13 protein-coding genes are annotated in these 12,436 nt (G+C 67.2%); 9 read left to right on the plus strand and 4 right to left on the minus strand.

What is annotated here, in order from left to right; all coding sequences use genetic code 11:
- Positions 1–2 precede the first annotated feature (2 nt).
- Complete coding sequence (locus F1654_RS10385; protein ID WP_199200539.1) at positions 3–2,174, minus strand: penicillin acylase family protein; 2,172 nt, start codon at positions 2,172–2,174, stop codon at positions 3–5.
- A gap of 115 nt (positions 2,175–2,289) precedes the next feature.
- Between F1654_RS10385 and F1654_RS10390 the strand changes: the two genes are divergently transcribed.
- The 7 genes from F1654_RS10390 (at position 2,290) to F1654_RS10420 (ending at position 8,409) form a co-directional block, all read left to right on the plus strand.
- The gene (locus tag F1654_RS10390; protein ID WP_150023487.1) at positions 2,290–3,309 is read left to right on the plus strand and encodes a ligase-associated DNA damage response exonuclease; all 1,020 of its coding nucleotides are present in this window, start codon (positions 2,290–2,292) and stop codon (positions 3,307–3,309) included.
- Positions 3,306–3,992, plus strand: a complete 687-nt coding sequence (pdeM, locus tag F1654_RS10395) for a ligase-associated DNA damage response endonuclease PdeM (protein WP_150023488.1) — start codon at positions 3,306–3,308, stop codon at positions 3,990–3,992. The genes F1654_RS10390 and pdeM overlap by 4 nt, the downstream gene beginning before the upstream one ends.
- A gap of 54 nt (positions 3,993–4,046) precedes the next feature.
- The gene (trmD, locus tag F1654_RS10400; RefSeq protein ID WP_150023489.1) at positions 4,047–4,751 is read left to right on the plus strand and encodes a tRNA (guanosine(37)-N1)-methyltransferase TrmD; all 705 of its coding nucleotides are present in this window, start codon (positions 4,047–4,049) and stop codon (positions 4,749–4,751) included.
- The gene (gene rplS, locus F1654_RS10405; protein WP_150023490.1) at positions 4,748–5,176 is read left to right on the plus strand and encodes a 50S ribosomal protein L19; all 429 of its coding nucleotides are present in this window, start codon (positions 4,748–4,750) and stop codon (positions 5,174–5,176) included. The genes trmD and rplS overlap by 4 nt, the downstream gene beginning before the upstream one ends.
- Before the next feature lie 95 nt (positions 5,177–5,271).
- Entirely contained in the window at positions 5,272–5,397 is a 126-nt protein-coding gene (gene ykgO, locus F1654_RS10410) for a type B 50S ribosomal protein L36 (RefSeq protein ID WP_150023491.1), read from the plus strand.
- 12 nt (positions 5,398–5,409) lie between these two features.
- Positions 5,410–6,021, plus strand: coding sequence for an HAD family hydrolase (locus F1654_RS10415; RefSeq protein WP_233205243.1), 612 nt, complete (start codon positions 5,410–5,412; stop codon positions 6,019–6,021).
- 72 nt (positions 6,022–6,093) lie between these two features.
- The gene (locus F1654_RS10420; RefSeq protein WP_199200540.1) at positions 6,094–8,409 is read left to right on the plus strand and encodes a penicillin acylase family protein; all 2,316 of its coding nucleotides are present in this window, start codon (positions 6,094–6,096) and stop codon (positions 8,407–8,409) included.
- Here the strand turns inward: F1654_RS10420 and F1654_RS10425 are convergent.
- Positions 8,406–9,005 (minus strand): thiamine phosphate synthase, encoded by a 600-nt coding sequence (locus F1654_RS10425; RefSeq protein WP_233205244.1) that lies wholly within the window; start codon positions 9,003–9,005, stop codon positions 8,406–8,408. The two genes, F1654_RS10420 and F1654_RS10425, sit on opposite strands and share 4 nt — an antisense overlap.
- Here F1654_RS10425 and F1654_RS10430 point away from each other — a divergent pair.
- A complete protein-coding gene (locus F1654_RS10430) occupies positions 9,004–9,693 on the plus strand; it encodes a YggS family pyridoxal phosphate-dependent enzyme (RefSeq protein WP_150023493.1) in 690 nt (229 codons plus the stop codon). The genes F1654_RS10425 and F1654_RS10430 overlap by 2 nt on opposite strands.
- Here F1654_RS10430 and flaF read toward each other — a convergent pair whose 3' ends face one another.
- Positions 9,694–10,065, minus strand: coding sequence for a flagellar biosynthesis regulator FlaF (gene flaF / locus F1654_RS10435; protein WP_150023494.1), 372 nt, complete (start codon positions 10,063–10,065; stop codon positions 9,694–9,696).
- A gap of 5 nt (positions 10,066–10,070) precedes the next feature.
- The gene (gene flbT / locus F1654_RS10440; RefSeq protein ID WP_150023495.1) at positions 10,071–10,478 is read right to left on the minus strand and encodes a flagellar biosynthesis repressor FlbT; all 408 of its coding nucleotides are present in this window, start codon (positions 10,476–10,478) and stop codon (positions 10,071–10,073) included.
- A 176-nt stretch (positions 10,479–10,654) separates the two neighbouring features.
- Between flbT and F1654_RS10445 the strand changes: the two genes are divergently transcribed.
- Positions 10,655–12,436: a tetratricopeptide repeat protein gene (locus F1654_RS10445; RefSeq protein WP_150023496.1), complete on the plus strand. Its 1,782-nt coding sequence runs from the start codon at positions 10,655–10,657 to the stop codon at positions 12,434–12,436.

The raw sequence follows: 12,436 nt of genomic DNA on the forward strand, positions 1-12,436 counted from the left end.
CCTCACCGCGCGCCGGGCCGGTAGATCTCCACCGCCGCCGCGCGCACGGCGTCTTCGCCCATGGGGACGCGGCGCCAGTCATGGGCGGCGAACATGTCCATCTGGTCGGTGAAGTGGGGGCTGTCCGGGCGATTCGAGCTGCCGAACTGGTGCACGGCCCACAGGGCGAATTCGCCATCGGCCAGCCATTCGGCCAGGAACATCAGGCCGTCGCCCGCCGCCATGCGGTAGGTCCCGTCCTCCTGCGGGGCAGGATAGACCGCGCGCAGCACGTCCGGCCCGCCAGAGACGGCGATGCTCGCCTCGCCGCGCACAAGCCGGTTCACCTTGCCCCATTCAGGCTCCAGCGTGCCGAAATGCGTCATCAGGCGCTCCACCGCCGCCGGGAAGGTCTCCGTGAGGGGCGGCGGCTCGATGCCCAATAGCGGCGCGGTGGTGATAGGGGCGAAAACCTTGACGGCCAGCGCCGCCTGCCGGTTCTCCCGGTCGGTGCGTCCGTCCCACAGGGCGATCACGCGTGCGGCCTCCTGAAGCGCAGGATCGAAGTCCCAGTCCATCGCCAGAAGCTGGCGGCGCAGCGCCATCATCTCGCTCTCGGGGTGGTAGGCGTCATCAAACTTCACCGCCAGCAGCGCCTCGCGCGAGACCGTCTCCAGACTCGCCATCAGCTCCACCGCCCGCAAGGCGCGGTTGGTCATGCGGGTCTCGATACCGAAGCTCTGCGGGAAATCGGCCTGGTCGGGATCCTCATCCGTGCCGGTCACGATGAAGGGCGTGTGGTTGGCCTCCAGCACATAGCCCGCCTCAGGGTCGATCATGTGCGGCAGGGCGTCCAGCGGGGCGAATTGCGTCCAGATCAGGTCGGAGCGGTCGCCGGGGATCACGCCGGACCAGTCCAGCCCCGGCTCTTCCAGCCGCAGCGGCAGGCGCGCGCCGTAATAGCGCGCGATGCGCCCATCCCGGTCCGCGGCTATGCGGTTGGTATTGCCCATGGCCAGCATCTCCATGGCGGCGTGATACTCGGAGAGATCGCGCGCCTGCATGGAGCGCCAGGCCTGTTCCACCGAACGGATATCGTCATGGGTGGCGTGGCGCAGGGCGAAGGCGCCCTGGTCATTGCGGATCACCGGGCCATGGGCGGAGCGCTCCACCGGGCGCGTCACCTGCCAGGCGAACGGCCCCCACAGATGCACCAGCATGCGCGCCGGTTCGATCTCAAGCTCGATCCATTCGCCGTCGAGCCGGTAACGCCGACCGTCATCCGACAGCACCAGCTCATACAAATCGATCAGGTCTGGCGCATTGACCGTGGCGGCATGGCCCAGACGGGGGTTCGCCCCCAGATGCAGCACCGGCGAGCCGGGAAACGTGCCGCCGGCAAAATCAAGCCGCCCGTCGCGGGTGATCATATGGGCCTCATACCAGGCCACCGGACCCTCCACCGGCTGGTGGGAATTGATGATCAGGCGGGTGGCGCCGTCTTCGGATCTGTGCGGCGCGACGGCGAAGGCGTTGGAGCCCAGCTCGCTGTCGGAGGTCTCCTCCAGCCAGAACACCTGCAGCTCCTGGCCCCGGCCCGCCTCGCGCGGGCGGTCAGGCGCCACCAGATCGGCCAGCACCCGACCCAGGCCATAGAACATCGGGCTGTAAAAGGCCGACAGCACCGCCACGTCCTCGCCCGTCACCGGGAACAGATCGCGCCCGCGCTCGTGCGGGTGCAGGGCGGCGTAGTAATTGAGCCCGTCGGCATAGGCCTCCAGCACCGCGCGCATCTCATCGCTGAGATCACTGTCATAGCGCTCCGCGACCAGCGCGCGCACGCCCAGCGCCTGCACCAGCCAGGCGGTGACCGCCTCGCTCTCGTCAGCCGCCAGCATGTCGCGGCCCAGCGCCTGGCGCAGCGCGTCCTGGACGGTCGGGAAATCATCCTCGGCGTGGGCGAAAGCCAGCGCGAAGGCGGCGTCCGGTCCCGCCGCGCCGATCACCCGGGGCACGCCGAAGGCGTCGCGCGTGATCTCGGCGTCATGTCGCGACGCGGCCTCAATGGCGGCCTCAGGATCAAAACTGCGCAGCTCCAGCGCGGAAAGGCGCAAGCCCAGCACGAAAAGAACGCCAATCATTACGAAAACCAGCGCCGACAGTACGAATAGCGCCAGCTTGACGATGCGATTCATATGGCAGTCCCCCCGCAATCCCCGCTTCTCCGGGGCTCTGTCCGCCACCCTGCCCGGCGTCTTAGAGGCGCGCAAGCGGCTGGACCGGACGCCGGGCGGACTATATCGCCAAGACATGATCCGCCCGTCCGATCTCCTGCGCGAAACGCCCCGGGGCCTGTGGTGCGAACCGGGCGGCTTCTTCATTGACCCGCTGCGCCCGGCGGATCGGGCCGTGATCACCCATGGCCACGCCGACCACGCCCGCGCCGGCCATGGCGCCGTGGCCGCCACGCCGCAGACCCTGGCCATCATGGCGGCCCGCTATGGCGAGGATTTCACCCAATCACGCCAGTCCCTTGCGTACGGAGAACGGGTGCGCATGGGCGAGGTGGAGGTGAGCCTGCACCCGGCCGGCCATGTGCTGGGCAGCGCCCAGGCGCGGCTGGAATGGAAGGGGCTCGTGATCACCGTGTCGGGCGATTACAAGCGCCGGCGCGATCCCACCTGCGCGCGCTTCGAGCCGGTCCCGTCCCATGTCTATGTCTCTGAAGCGACATTCGGTTTGCCGGTATTCCGTCACCCCGATGATGCCGGCGAGATCGCCCGGCTGCTGGCCAGTCTCACCGCCCAGCCGGAGCGCGCCCACCTGGTGGGCGCCTACGCGCTGGGCAAGGCCCAGCGGGTCATCGCCCTCTTACGCGAGGCGGGCTATCACGACCCGGTCTACATCCATGGCGCCATGACCGCCCTGTGCGATCTCTACCGCGATCACGGCGTGGATCTGGGCGAGTTGCGGCCCGCCACGGTCAAGGGCGAAGACGGGGAGAAGACCGATTTTGCGGGCAAAATCATCATCGCCCCGCCCTCCGCCTTCCACACGCCCTGGGCGCGGCGCTTTCGTGATCCGCTGTTCGCGTTCGCGTCAGGCTGGATGGGCGTGCGCGCCCGGGCGCGCCAGCGCGGCGCCGAATTGCCGCTGGTCATCTCCGATCATGCCGACTGGGACGAGCTGACCGCCACGATAAAGGAATGCGCGCGCGAGGCGGTTTGGGTCACCCACGGGCGCGAGGATGCGCTGATGCGCTGGGCTGAGCTGGAGGGGCTGGAGGCCCGCCCGCTTTCCCTGGCCGGCTATGAGGAGGAGGGCGAGTGAGCCCGGCGCCGGTGCTGACCGTCCAGGGCGCCCGCCTGCAGCCGGATATATCGGGCGCAGCGCTGGAGCTCTCGTCAGGAGCCTTGTTATGCGCCGACCTGCATCTGGAAAAGGGCAGCGCCTACGCCGCGCGCGGCCAGCTATTGCCACCCTATGACACCCGCACGACCCTGGCGCGCCTCGCCGACGCCATCAAAAGACTGAAGCCCGCCAGCGTGATCGCCCTGGGCGACAGCTTTCATGATCTGGGCGCGGACGGGCGCATGCACGCCGATGACGCCGCCGCCCTGACCGCCCTGGTGGCCTCGGTCGGGCGCTGGATCTGGATTGAAGGCAATCACGATCCCGACCCGCCCGCACGCTTTGGCGGGATGCGCATGGCCGGGCTGCAGCTCGGCCCGCTGACCCTGCGCCATGAGCCCCGGTCGGGACCGGCGCCGGGGGAGGTGGCGGGACACCTTCACCCCTGCGCGCGCATCAATGGAACCGGGCGGTCGGTGCGCCGGCGTTGCTTTGCGACCGACGGAACCCGCCTGGTCCTGCCGGCCTTTGGAGCCTATGCGGGCGGGCTGAATGTGCGCGACCCGGCCTTCCGCGCGCTGTTTGCGCGCACGCCGGACGCCGTGATGATCGGCACGGGACGGGTCTATCCGGTGCCGGGCGCCCGGCTGAAGCTGGACTGAGGCAAGGCGCCCGCCCTTGCGCGTGCGCCATTGCTGGCCCATAAGCCGCGCGCCATGACCTTCACCGCCACAGTCCTGACCCTTTATCCCGAAGCGTTTCCGGGCCCCCTGGGCGTGTCGCTGCTCGACACCGCCCGGCGCAACGGACTCTGGGCGCTAGAGACGGTGGACATCCGGTCTTTTTCCCGTCATAAGCACGCCTCCGTTGACGACACGCCAGCAGGCGGCGGCCCAGGCATGGTGCTGCGCCCGGACGTGACGGCGGCGGCGATCGACAGTCTCACCCTTGCGGGAAGGCCGTTGATACATATGACTCCGCGCGGCGCGCCGCTCTCCCAGGCCATGGTCCGGGACTGGGCGGCGGGGCCGGGCGTTGTCGTGTTTTGCGGGCGTTTCGAGGGCCTGGATCAAAGGGTCGTCGAGGCGCGCGCAATGACGGAAGTAAGCGTCGGCGACGCCGTGCTTGCCGGAGGCGAAGCGCCCGCCATGGTCCTCATAGAGGCCTGCGTGCGGCTGATCCCCGGCGTGCTCGGCAAGATCGAGTCGACGCACGAGGAGAGTTTTGAAGGGGATCTGCTCGAATACCCCCAATACACCCGGCCCCGGGTGTGGGAGGAGCGGCAGATACCCGAAGTCTTGCTGTCAGGCGATCATGGCCGGATCGCCCGGTGGCGCAAGGAAATGGCCGAAGAGATAACGCGCGTGCGCCGTCCCGATCTCTGGGAGAGATATCAGCGGCGCAAGGGAGAGAAGTCATGAACCTGATCCAGCAGCTCGAGCAGGAAGAAGCCGCCCGCGTGCTCGGTGAGAAGTCCATCCCGGAATTTTCTCCCGGCGACACCCTGTCGGTGAACGTGTGGATCCGCGAAGGCGAACGCCAGCGCGTGCAGCGCTTTGAAGGCGTGTGCATCGGACGTTCCGGCGGCGGCCTGAACGAGAATTTCACCGTGCGCAAGATTTCCTTCGGCGAAGGCGTCGAGCGCGTCTGGCCGGTGCACTCTCCGCTGATCGAGTCCATCGAGGTCAAGCGCAAGGGCAAGGTGCGCCGCGCCAAGCTGTACTATCTGCGCGACCGCCGCGGCAAATCGGCCCGTATCGCCGAGCGCACCACCGGGCGCGGCATTGAAGCGCGTCCGGCCAAGGGCTCGAAGAAAGCCAAGGTCGAGGTTCCCGTCCAGGAATAGGACGCAGGCGCGTTGACTTGATGGCGCGGTTCCAGTAGCAACCGCGCTCACGATTTTTCACCGGCGCCGCGCGCCGGCCAGACGAGGCGAGTAAGATGAAAATCCGCAGCTCCATCCGCTCCCTGAAGGGCCGCCACCGCGACTGCCAGGTGGTGCGCCGCAAGGGCCGTGTCTATGTGATCAACAAGACCGACCCGCGCTTCAAGGCCCGCGCCGGCTAGGCTGAGCGCGCCGTGACCGGCGCGGCGGCCGTGCTGTGGGATTTCGGCAATGTGCTTGTCGACTGGAACCCGCGCCGGCTCTACACCAAACTGATTGATACCGACGCCGCCGTGGATGATTTCCTCGGCGGCGTTTGTACGATGGCCTGGCATGAAGCCCATGACCGCGGCGTGCCCATGGCCGAGAACCGGCGGGCGCTGATCGCCGCCCATCCCGGCAAGGAAGCCCTGATCCGCGCCTGGGATGAACGCTGGCCGGACATGTTCAATGGCTGGGTCGAGGGCATGCAAGCGCTCGTCAGCGAGCTGGAACAGGCCGGCGTGCCGCAATACGGGCTGACCAATTATCCGGCCGAGAAAATGTCCCACCTGGTGACTATCCTGCCGGCCATCGCCCGCTTCACGGACGTGATCGTTTCCGGCGATGAGGGTGTGATCAAGCCCGAACCGGCCATCTACGCCATAACCCGCCAGCGCATCGGCCTTGATCCCGCCCGGGTGATCTTTCTCGACGACCGCGAGGTCAATGTGGCCGCCGCGCGCGAAGCCGGCTTTCAAGCCGAAGTGTTCACCGGCGCGACTGCCGCCCGCCTGACGCTGCGCGCACGCGGCCTGCCGGTCTGACATACCCCCTTCAAGCCGCGCGCGGCCCTGCTAATCTCCCGCCCGCATCGCGCGATGCTGAGAGGGGCGGTCATGACGAAATGGGCGATACGCGCAGGTCTGGCGCTGGCGGTGCTGGCCCTGGTCAGCTTTACCGGAATAACCGCCTATGTGGTGGAGCGTTTTCACGCCTCCCGGCCTGTAATGAGCGGCGCTCTGGCCCTGGATGGGCTTGGCGGAACAGCGCGCATCGCGCGCGACGCCAACGGCGTCGCTCATATCGCGGGCGAGAGCGATGCAGACGTGTTCTTCGCACTGGGCTTCACCCATGCCTCCGAACGCTTCTTCCAGATGGATACCGCCCGGCGCTTTGTGCGCGGTCGCCTGGCTGAACTGGCCGGCGCTGACCTCATCGCCGAAGACGCCCGTACGCGCACGCTGGGCCTTGAACAGCTTACCCAGGATGTCACAGCACGACTGTCCGTTCCCATGCGCGCGGCGGTGGAGGCCTATACAGCCGGTGTCAACGCCCGGCTGGCGCAGGGACGGCCGGCGCCTGAATACATCCTCCTGCGCGCCCGGCCTGAAGCCTGGAGCGTGGAGGATAGCGCCGCCATGGTGGTGTTCCTGGCCCATTATCTGGCCATGGGCGCTGACGAGGACATGGAGCGTGCGCGCCTTGAAGCCATGCTGAGCCCTCAGCGTCTGACCGAGTTCATGACCGGCTATCCCGACTGGGCGCCGGTGCAGCTCCACGACGACGATATCCGCGATGCGTTCGGCCCGGTGCGCGTGCGGCCCCTGCCAGCCCCGCAGGACGCGTTGAGCCAAGCAGACAATCCGCCTGGCTCCAATGCCTGGGTGGTTTCAGGGGGCCATTCCGCCACGGGCCGACCGCTTCTGGCCAATGATCCGCATCTGGGCCTGTCCACACCCTCAATGTGGTATCTGACACGTCTGGAGCTATCAAACGGTCCCGTGATCGGCGCCAGCCTGCCTGGCGCACCGTTCATTGTTCTGGGTCGCAATGCACATGGGGCCTGGGGCTTCACCAATACCGGCTTTGACGTAATCGACCATATCGCCCGCCCCCGCGACGGGCTTGAGACCACCGGGCGCACGGAAATCATCCATGTGCGCGGACGGCGCGATCCGGTCGAGATCACAGTAAAGGAAACCCCTGAGGGTCCAGTGCTGGATCCTGCCTGGTTTGACCTGTCCGGCTTTCCCTCCGACACAGCCGTGGTGCGCCGCTCCGTCGTCACCCATCCGGACAACCGGGTGGCGGACGGGGTATTCGCCATCATGCAGTCCACCGGCTGGGAGGATTTCGTGGAGGCCGGGCGCGGCTGGACCGCGCCCATGCAGAACATGCTCTATGCCGGGGTGGACGGAACCACCGGCTACGCCACGGCGGGGCTATTGCCTCTGCGCGATGAGGATGGGGACTGGACCGGCTTCATCGCCTTCGAGGACCTGCCGCGCATCGTCAATCCGCGCGGCGGGGTGATCGTTTCGGCCAATAACAAAATCGCCTCTGACGCCTATCCCTTCCCCTTGCCCGGCCAGTTCGACCCCTACCGCGCCGCGCGCATTGAAAGCCTGCTGGCCGAACGCGAGCTGCACGACATCGCCAGCTTCAAGGCCATGCAGATGGATGTGACATCCGAGCATGCGCGCCGGCTTCTGCCGGTTCTGCTGAGCGCCACGCCCGAAAGCCAGCTGGGCGTCAGCGCGCTGGCGCGTCTGGAGCGCTGGGACGGCACGCTGGACGCGGACGGGCCGGAAGGGTTGATCTTCTCCGCCTGGCTACGCGTCCTGTCTGCAGCGATCTGGATGGATGAGCTGGGCCCGGCCGGGAGCTGGTTCGTACAGCCGCGCCGTGTTTTCCTGGATGAGGTGCTGACCGGCGAGGCGTCCCACTGGTGTGATGATGTCCGCACCGATGAGATCGAGACCTGCGCAGTGACGGCGGGACTGGCGCTGGACGCCGCCATGGCCGAGACGGCCGCCTTGTTCGGGCGCAATATCGACGCCTGGCGCTGGGGCGAAGCCCATCAGGCCCGCTTCGCCCACCCGCTTTCAGATATCCCGGTCTTCGGGCGCATGTTCGAGACCCGCACGCCCGTGCCCGGCGATGGGTCCACCGTAAACGTGCATCACTTCAGTTATGCATCCGGCAATTACGATTCGGTCCACGCAGCCAATTTTCGTGCAGTCTATGATCTCGCCGACCTCAACCGCTCGCGCTTCATGACCGCTCCAGGCCAGTCAGGCCATCCGCTCTCACCCCATTTCCGCGATCTGGCCGAGCGCTGGGCGGCGGGCGAAAGCTTCGAGATCCGCGATGACTGGTCACCCAGCGACCCGCCCGAAGGCGTCAAACTTCTAACCCTGACCGGGCGCTAACGCTTAAGCCCGTCAATCGCCGCTGCGCCTGAAATGCCAAGCCCGCAGAGGCGGCGCACATTCATGGCGTTCACCCCGCCCAGCGCATAGACCGGGCATGGAGACCGGCGCGCCGCCGCCGCCATCCGCCACAGGCCCAGGGGCCGTCCGGCGCTGGGGCTGCTGGACGCAAAGGCCGGAGAGACAAACACGGCATCCACCCGCCCCCCTGCACGCCTGATGGCGCCGGGCGAGTGGGCGCTGGCGGTGGAGAGAGCAAAGCGCGTGAGTCCGGCTTGCGCCAGCATGCGCTCGGGCCAGTGCACGCCATCAGCGCCGCAGCGCGCGGCCAGTCCGGGATCAGCGGCGACCAGAAATATCAGGCCTTGCGCGCGCGCGATGTCCGCGAGATCGCCGGCTATGGCTTCAAGCTCAGGCTGGCCGAATGTGCGCAGCACCAGCCCGGCTCCCGGCGGCAGGGCCAGAGCGAGCTGGACCGGATCGGGCGTGCGTTCGGGATCGGTGAAGGCGAACAGGGCCGGCAGGGCGCCGCGCGGGCCGTCCAGCCGCATCGCCAGCCTTGCCAGGCGCGCCGCGCCGTCATACCCGTCAGCCATGGACGATCTCGCCTCCCGCCTCGCGCAATCGCGCGCCGCCATCCTTGAGCGGATTAACGCCGCCGCCAAGGCGGGCGGGCGCCCGTCCGGGTCCGTCACCCTCACCGCAGTCTCCAAACAGCAGCCCGATGAGCGCATCGAGGCCATGCTGGCCGCCGGTCAGCGCGTGTTCGGCGAGAACCGGGTGCAGGAGGCCCAAGCGCGCTGGGAACATCGCCGGGGTCAATGGCCGGATCTGGAATTGCGCCTGATCGGGCCGTTGCAGACCAACAAGGCGGACGCGGCCTGCGCCCTGTTTGATGTGATCGAGACGCTGGACCGCGATAAGCTCGCTAGCGCCCTGGCGCGCGCCATGGACAAGACGGGCCGGCGCCCGCGCCTCTTCATCCAGGTCAATACCGGGCGCGAAGCGCAGAAGGCCGGCATTGATCCAGGCGAAGCCGCCGCCTTTGCTGAACGCTGCCGGGAGACCCACGGGCTCGCGATCGAGGGCCTGATGTGCATCCCGCCCGAAGCCGAGCCGGCCAGCCTGCACTTCGCCCTGCTGGCGCAACTGGCCCGCGATTGCAGCGTGGAGCGTCTGTCCATGGGGATGAGCGCCGATTACGAGCTGGCCGCGCGCATGGGCGCCAGCGCGGTGCGGGTCGGCTCGGCCCTTTTCGGAGCGCGCCCCGGCCCCGCAGCCTGATCAGCTGGCCGCAGCCGTCTCGGCCGCCGGCGCCAGGCCCTGCATGATGGTGCGGTTGATATCGATGAGCGTGTCGAGATCGGTCTCCCCGCGCATGGCCGCGCTGGTTTCCTTGGACACAAAGATCGACAGGGAAATGATCGAGGCCCGCAGCGTTTCAGGCAGGGCGTTGCCCGAGCTCGCACAATCGGCTGCGAAGGCTGACCAGACCCGCCGGTTGCGGTCGAGCGCCTTGGCCTTCTTGCGGATATCGCTGGCGCCGCATTCGCGCACCGCCATCAGTTCACGCGTGACAAAGCCCATCAGGCGGTACTCGGTCGCACGGGGGTCTTCGGTGCGCGAACTGGCGGTCTGATAGGCCTGGTACGACATGAAACTCAGCTCTTGCCTGCTGCGGGGGCGCCCAGACGCTCGGCCTCATAGGCGATCAGTTTGCGGCAGCGCAGTAGCGCCTTGTAATACTCCCCGCCCATCACATCCCGGCTCACGTCCACACATTGCTGCAGGACTTCCGGGTTGGTCACCGCGCTCATGAATTCGGTCATGCGCACCACGAAGGCGTCATACATGCCGTCTTCTGTCGAGGCGGACAGATACATCATCATGACCGGGAAATAGATGCGCTTGGCCGGGGTGTCGGCCTCATGCTCCTGCATGATGTCCTTCTCGCGCAGCACGCTGGCCTTGTTCTGCAGCATCAGCGTGGCGCGCCTGTCGCCATTTTCCACGACCGCGCCATTGAGCACGAAACGCTCTCCGGGTTTCAGCGACAGCTTGAGCGGCATGGACGGGGCTCCAAGGATGGGCGCCTTGACGGCGTCTGGCCACACAGTGTCGGGCCAAGGTGAACAAAGCGTTGCCCTAACGCACCTTATGCAACGGCGCAGAACGGCAGCGTTAGCGGAACCTTAATCGAAGCGCGCCTGTCTCGCCACATAGTCCGTTTTGACAGGAGCCCGCCATGCGCCCCGCCCTCGACCTCGACGCCGAGCTTGCCGCCGGACAGGAGACGGGGCTGCGCGAGATCGAACCGGCGGGCAAAAGCCCGGCGCCGGTTCTGGATCTGTCTGAAATCGCCGCGCACAAGTCCGATCCGAAAGTTCTGGGCCTGTTACGCCGGGCGCTGAGGAGCATGGATGGAGAACCGGCCAAATCCGCCCGGCTTTGCCTGAAAGCGGTGTCGCTGGCGCCGGACCTGCCGGTGGCCAACCAGGCCATGGCGCTGGCGCTGGAAAAGCTCGGCCGCCTGTCCAAGGCGCTGGAATTCTATGAGCGCGCCTGGCGGCTGGATCCGGACAATCCCGATATCTATTCCAGCCTGGCCATGGCCGCCTGGAAGCTCGACATGCTCGACGCGGCGGAAAAATTTCTTCGCCTGCAACAGCAGCTCAAGCCCGGCTGCCCGAACGGCATCATCAATCTGGCCGGCGTCTTGCGCGACAAAGGCCGCTACGCCGATTCCGTCGAGCTGTTGCGCGCCGCCATCTACGCTGCGCCCGAAACGCCCGAGCTGTGGAACGCGCTGGGCACCACGCTGATGGATTCCGGCGAGCCGGAGCAATCCCTGACCTTCTACGAGGAAGCGCTGCGGCTCCGGCCCGGCTTCGCACGCGCCCATCACAACATGGCCTACGCGCTGGAGCTCAAAGGCGACCCTGAGGCGGCCATCCCCCATTTCGAGGCGGCGCTGGACGCGCCCGCCAGCGAGCAGGACAAGGTGGTTTCCAGCCACGGCTACGCCCATACCCTCTTGGCCGCCGGGCGCATCGCCAAGGGCTGGGAATGGTATGAGTGGCGGCGTAATATGCACTATCGCTACGCCACCAACTTCCTGATCCCCGGGCGCTCCTGGAACGGAATGGACGCCGGCGAACTGGCCGGGCGCACCGTCTCCGTGGTCGGAGAACAAGGGCTGGGCGACGAGGTGCTGTTCGCCAATATCCTGCCGGACGTGATCGAGGCTGTGGGATCGGAAGGCGAGGTGCGGATCGCCTGCGAGAAGCGGCTTGTGCCTCTGTTCGCGCGGTCCTTCCCCACCGCCAGGGTATGCCGCCACTACACGATAGAGCGCGAAGGCCGCCAACACCGCAGCGCGCCGGATCTGGTCAAGGACGGCGAGCACGACATGTGGGCTCCAGTGGGCAGCCTGATGCGCGCTTTTCGTCCGGATGCGGACAGCTTCCCTGACCGCAGCGCATTTCTGGTCCCCGATGAAGCCAGAGTGGAGGCGTTCCGCGAGCAGCTGGCCGGGTACGGCCCAGGCCTGAAGATCGGGCTGTTGTGGAAGTCGCTGAAAATGGACGCGACCCGCTCCAAGCATTTCGCCGCCTTCGATCTGTGGGCGCCAGTGCTCAAGACACCGGGCGCCTGTTTCGTTAATCTGCAGTATGGCGACACGGCGCAGGACATCGCGGCGGCGGAGAAGCGGTTCGGCGTGCGCATCCACACGCCCGAAGGGCTTGATCTCAAGGACGATCTCGACGGTGTGGCGGCCATGGGCAAGGCCTGTGATCTGGTGCTCGGGCCGATGAACGCCACCACCAATCTGGCCGCCGCCGCGGGGGGTAATGTGTGGTTCCTGCGCCCGACCCTGATCGCCTGGGCGATGCTGGGCCAGAGCGAAATGCTCTGGTATCCGCGCTCGCGCACCTTCGCCGGCCGGTTCTATCGCGACTGGGCCGGAGCCATGGCCGCGCTCAGCGAGGCCTTGCAGGCCCATATCGAAGAACGCACGGCCGCCTAA

Source organism: Alkalicaulis satelles, from assembly GCF_008630495.1.
In the GTDB taxonomy this organism is placed as follows: domain Bacteria; phylum Pseudomonadota; class Alphaproteobacteria; order Caulobacterales; family Maricaulaceae; genus Oceanicaulis; species Oceanicaulis satelles.

Coding starts and splice junctions, on each gene's coding strand:
- F1654_RS10385 (WP_199200539.1), bottom strand. CDS start 2,174: ATGAATCGCATCGTCAAGCTGGCGCTATTCGTACTGTCGGCGCTGGTT.
- F1654_RS10390 (WP_150023487.1), top strand. CDS start 2,290: ATGATCCGCCCGTCCGATCTCCTGCGCGAAACGCCCCGGGGCCTGTGG.
- trmD (WP_150023489.1), top strand. CDS start 4,047: ATGACCTTCACCGCCACAGTCCTGACCCTTTATCCCGAAGCGTTTCCG.
- rplS (WP_150023490.1), top strand. CDS start 4,748: ATGAACCTGATCCAGCAGCTCGAGCAGGAAGAAGCCGCCCGCGTGCTC.
- ykgO (WP_150023491.1), top strand. CDS start 5,272: ATGAAAATCCGCAGCTCCATCCGCTCCCTGAAGGGCCGCCACCGCGAC.
- F1654_RS10420 (WP_199200540.1), top strand. CDS start 6,094: ATGACGAAATGGGCGATACGCGCAGGTCTGGCGCTGGCGGTGCTGGCC.
- F1654_RS10430 (WP_150023493.1), top strand. CDS start 9,004: ATGGACGATCTCGCCTCCCGCCTCGCGCAATCGCGCGCCGCCATCCTT.
- F1654_RS10425 (WP_233205244.1), bottom strand. CDS start 9,005: ATGGCTGACGGGTATGACGGCGCGGCGCGCCTGGCAAGGCTGGCGATG.
- flaF (WP_150023494.1), bottom strand. CDS start 10,065: ATGTCGTACCAGGCCTATCAGACCGCCAGTTCGCGCACCGAAGACCCC.
- flbT (WP_150023495.1), bottom strand. CDS start 10,478: ATGCCGCTCAAGCTGTCGCTGAAACCCGGAGAGCGTTTCGTGCTCAAT.
- F1654_RS10445 (WP_150023496.1), top strand. CDS start 10,655: ATGCGCCCCGCCCTCGACCTCGACGCCGAGCTTGCCGCCGGACAGGAG.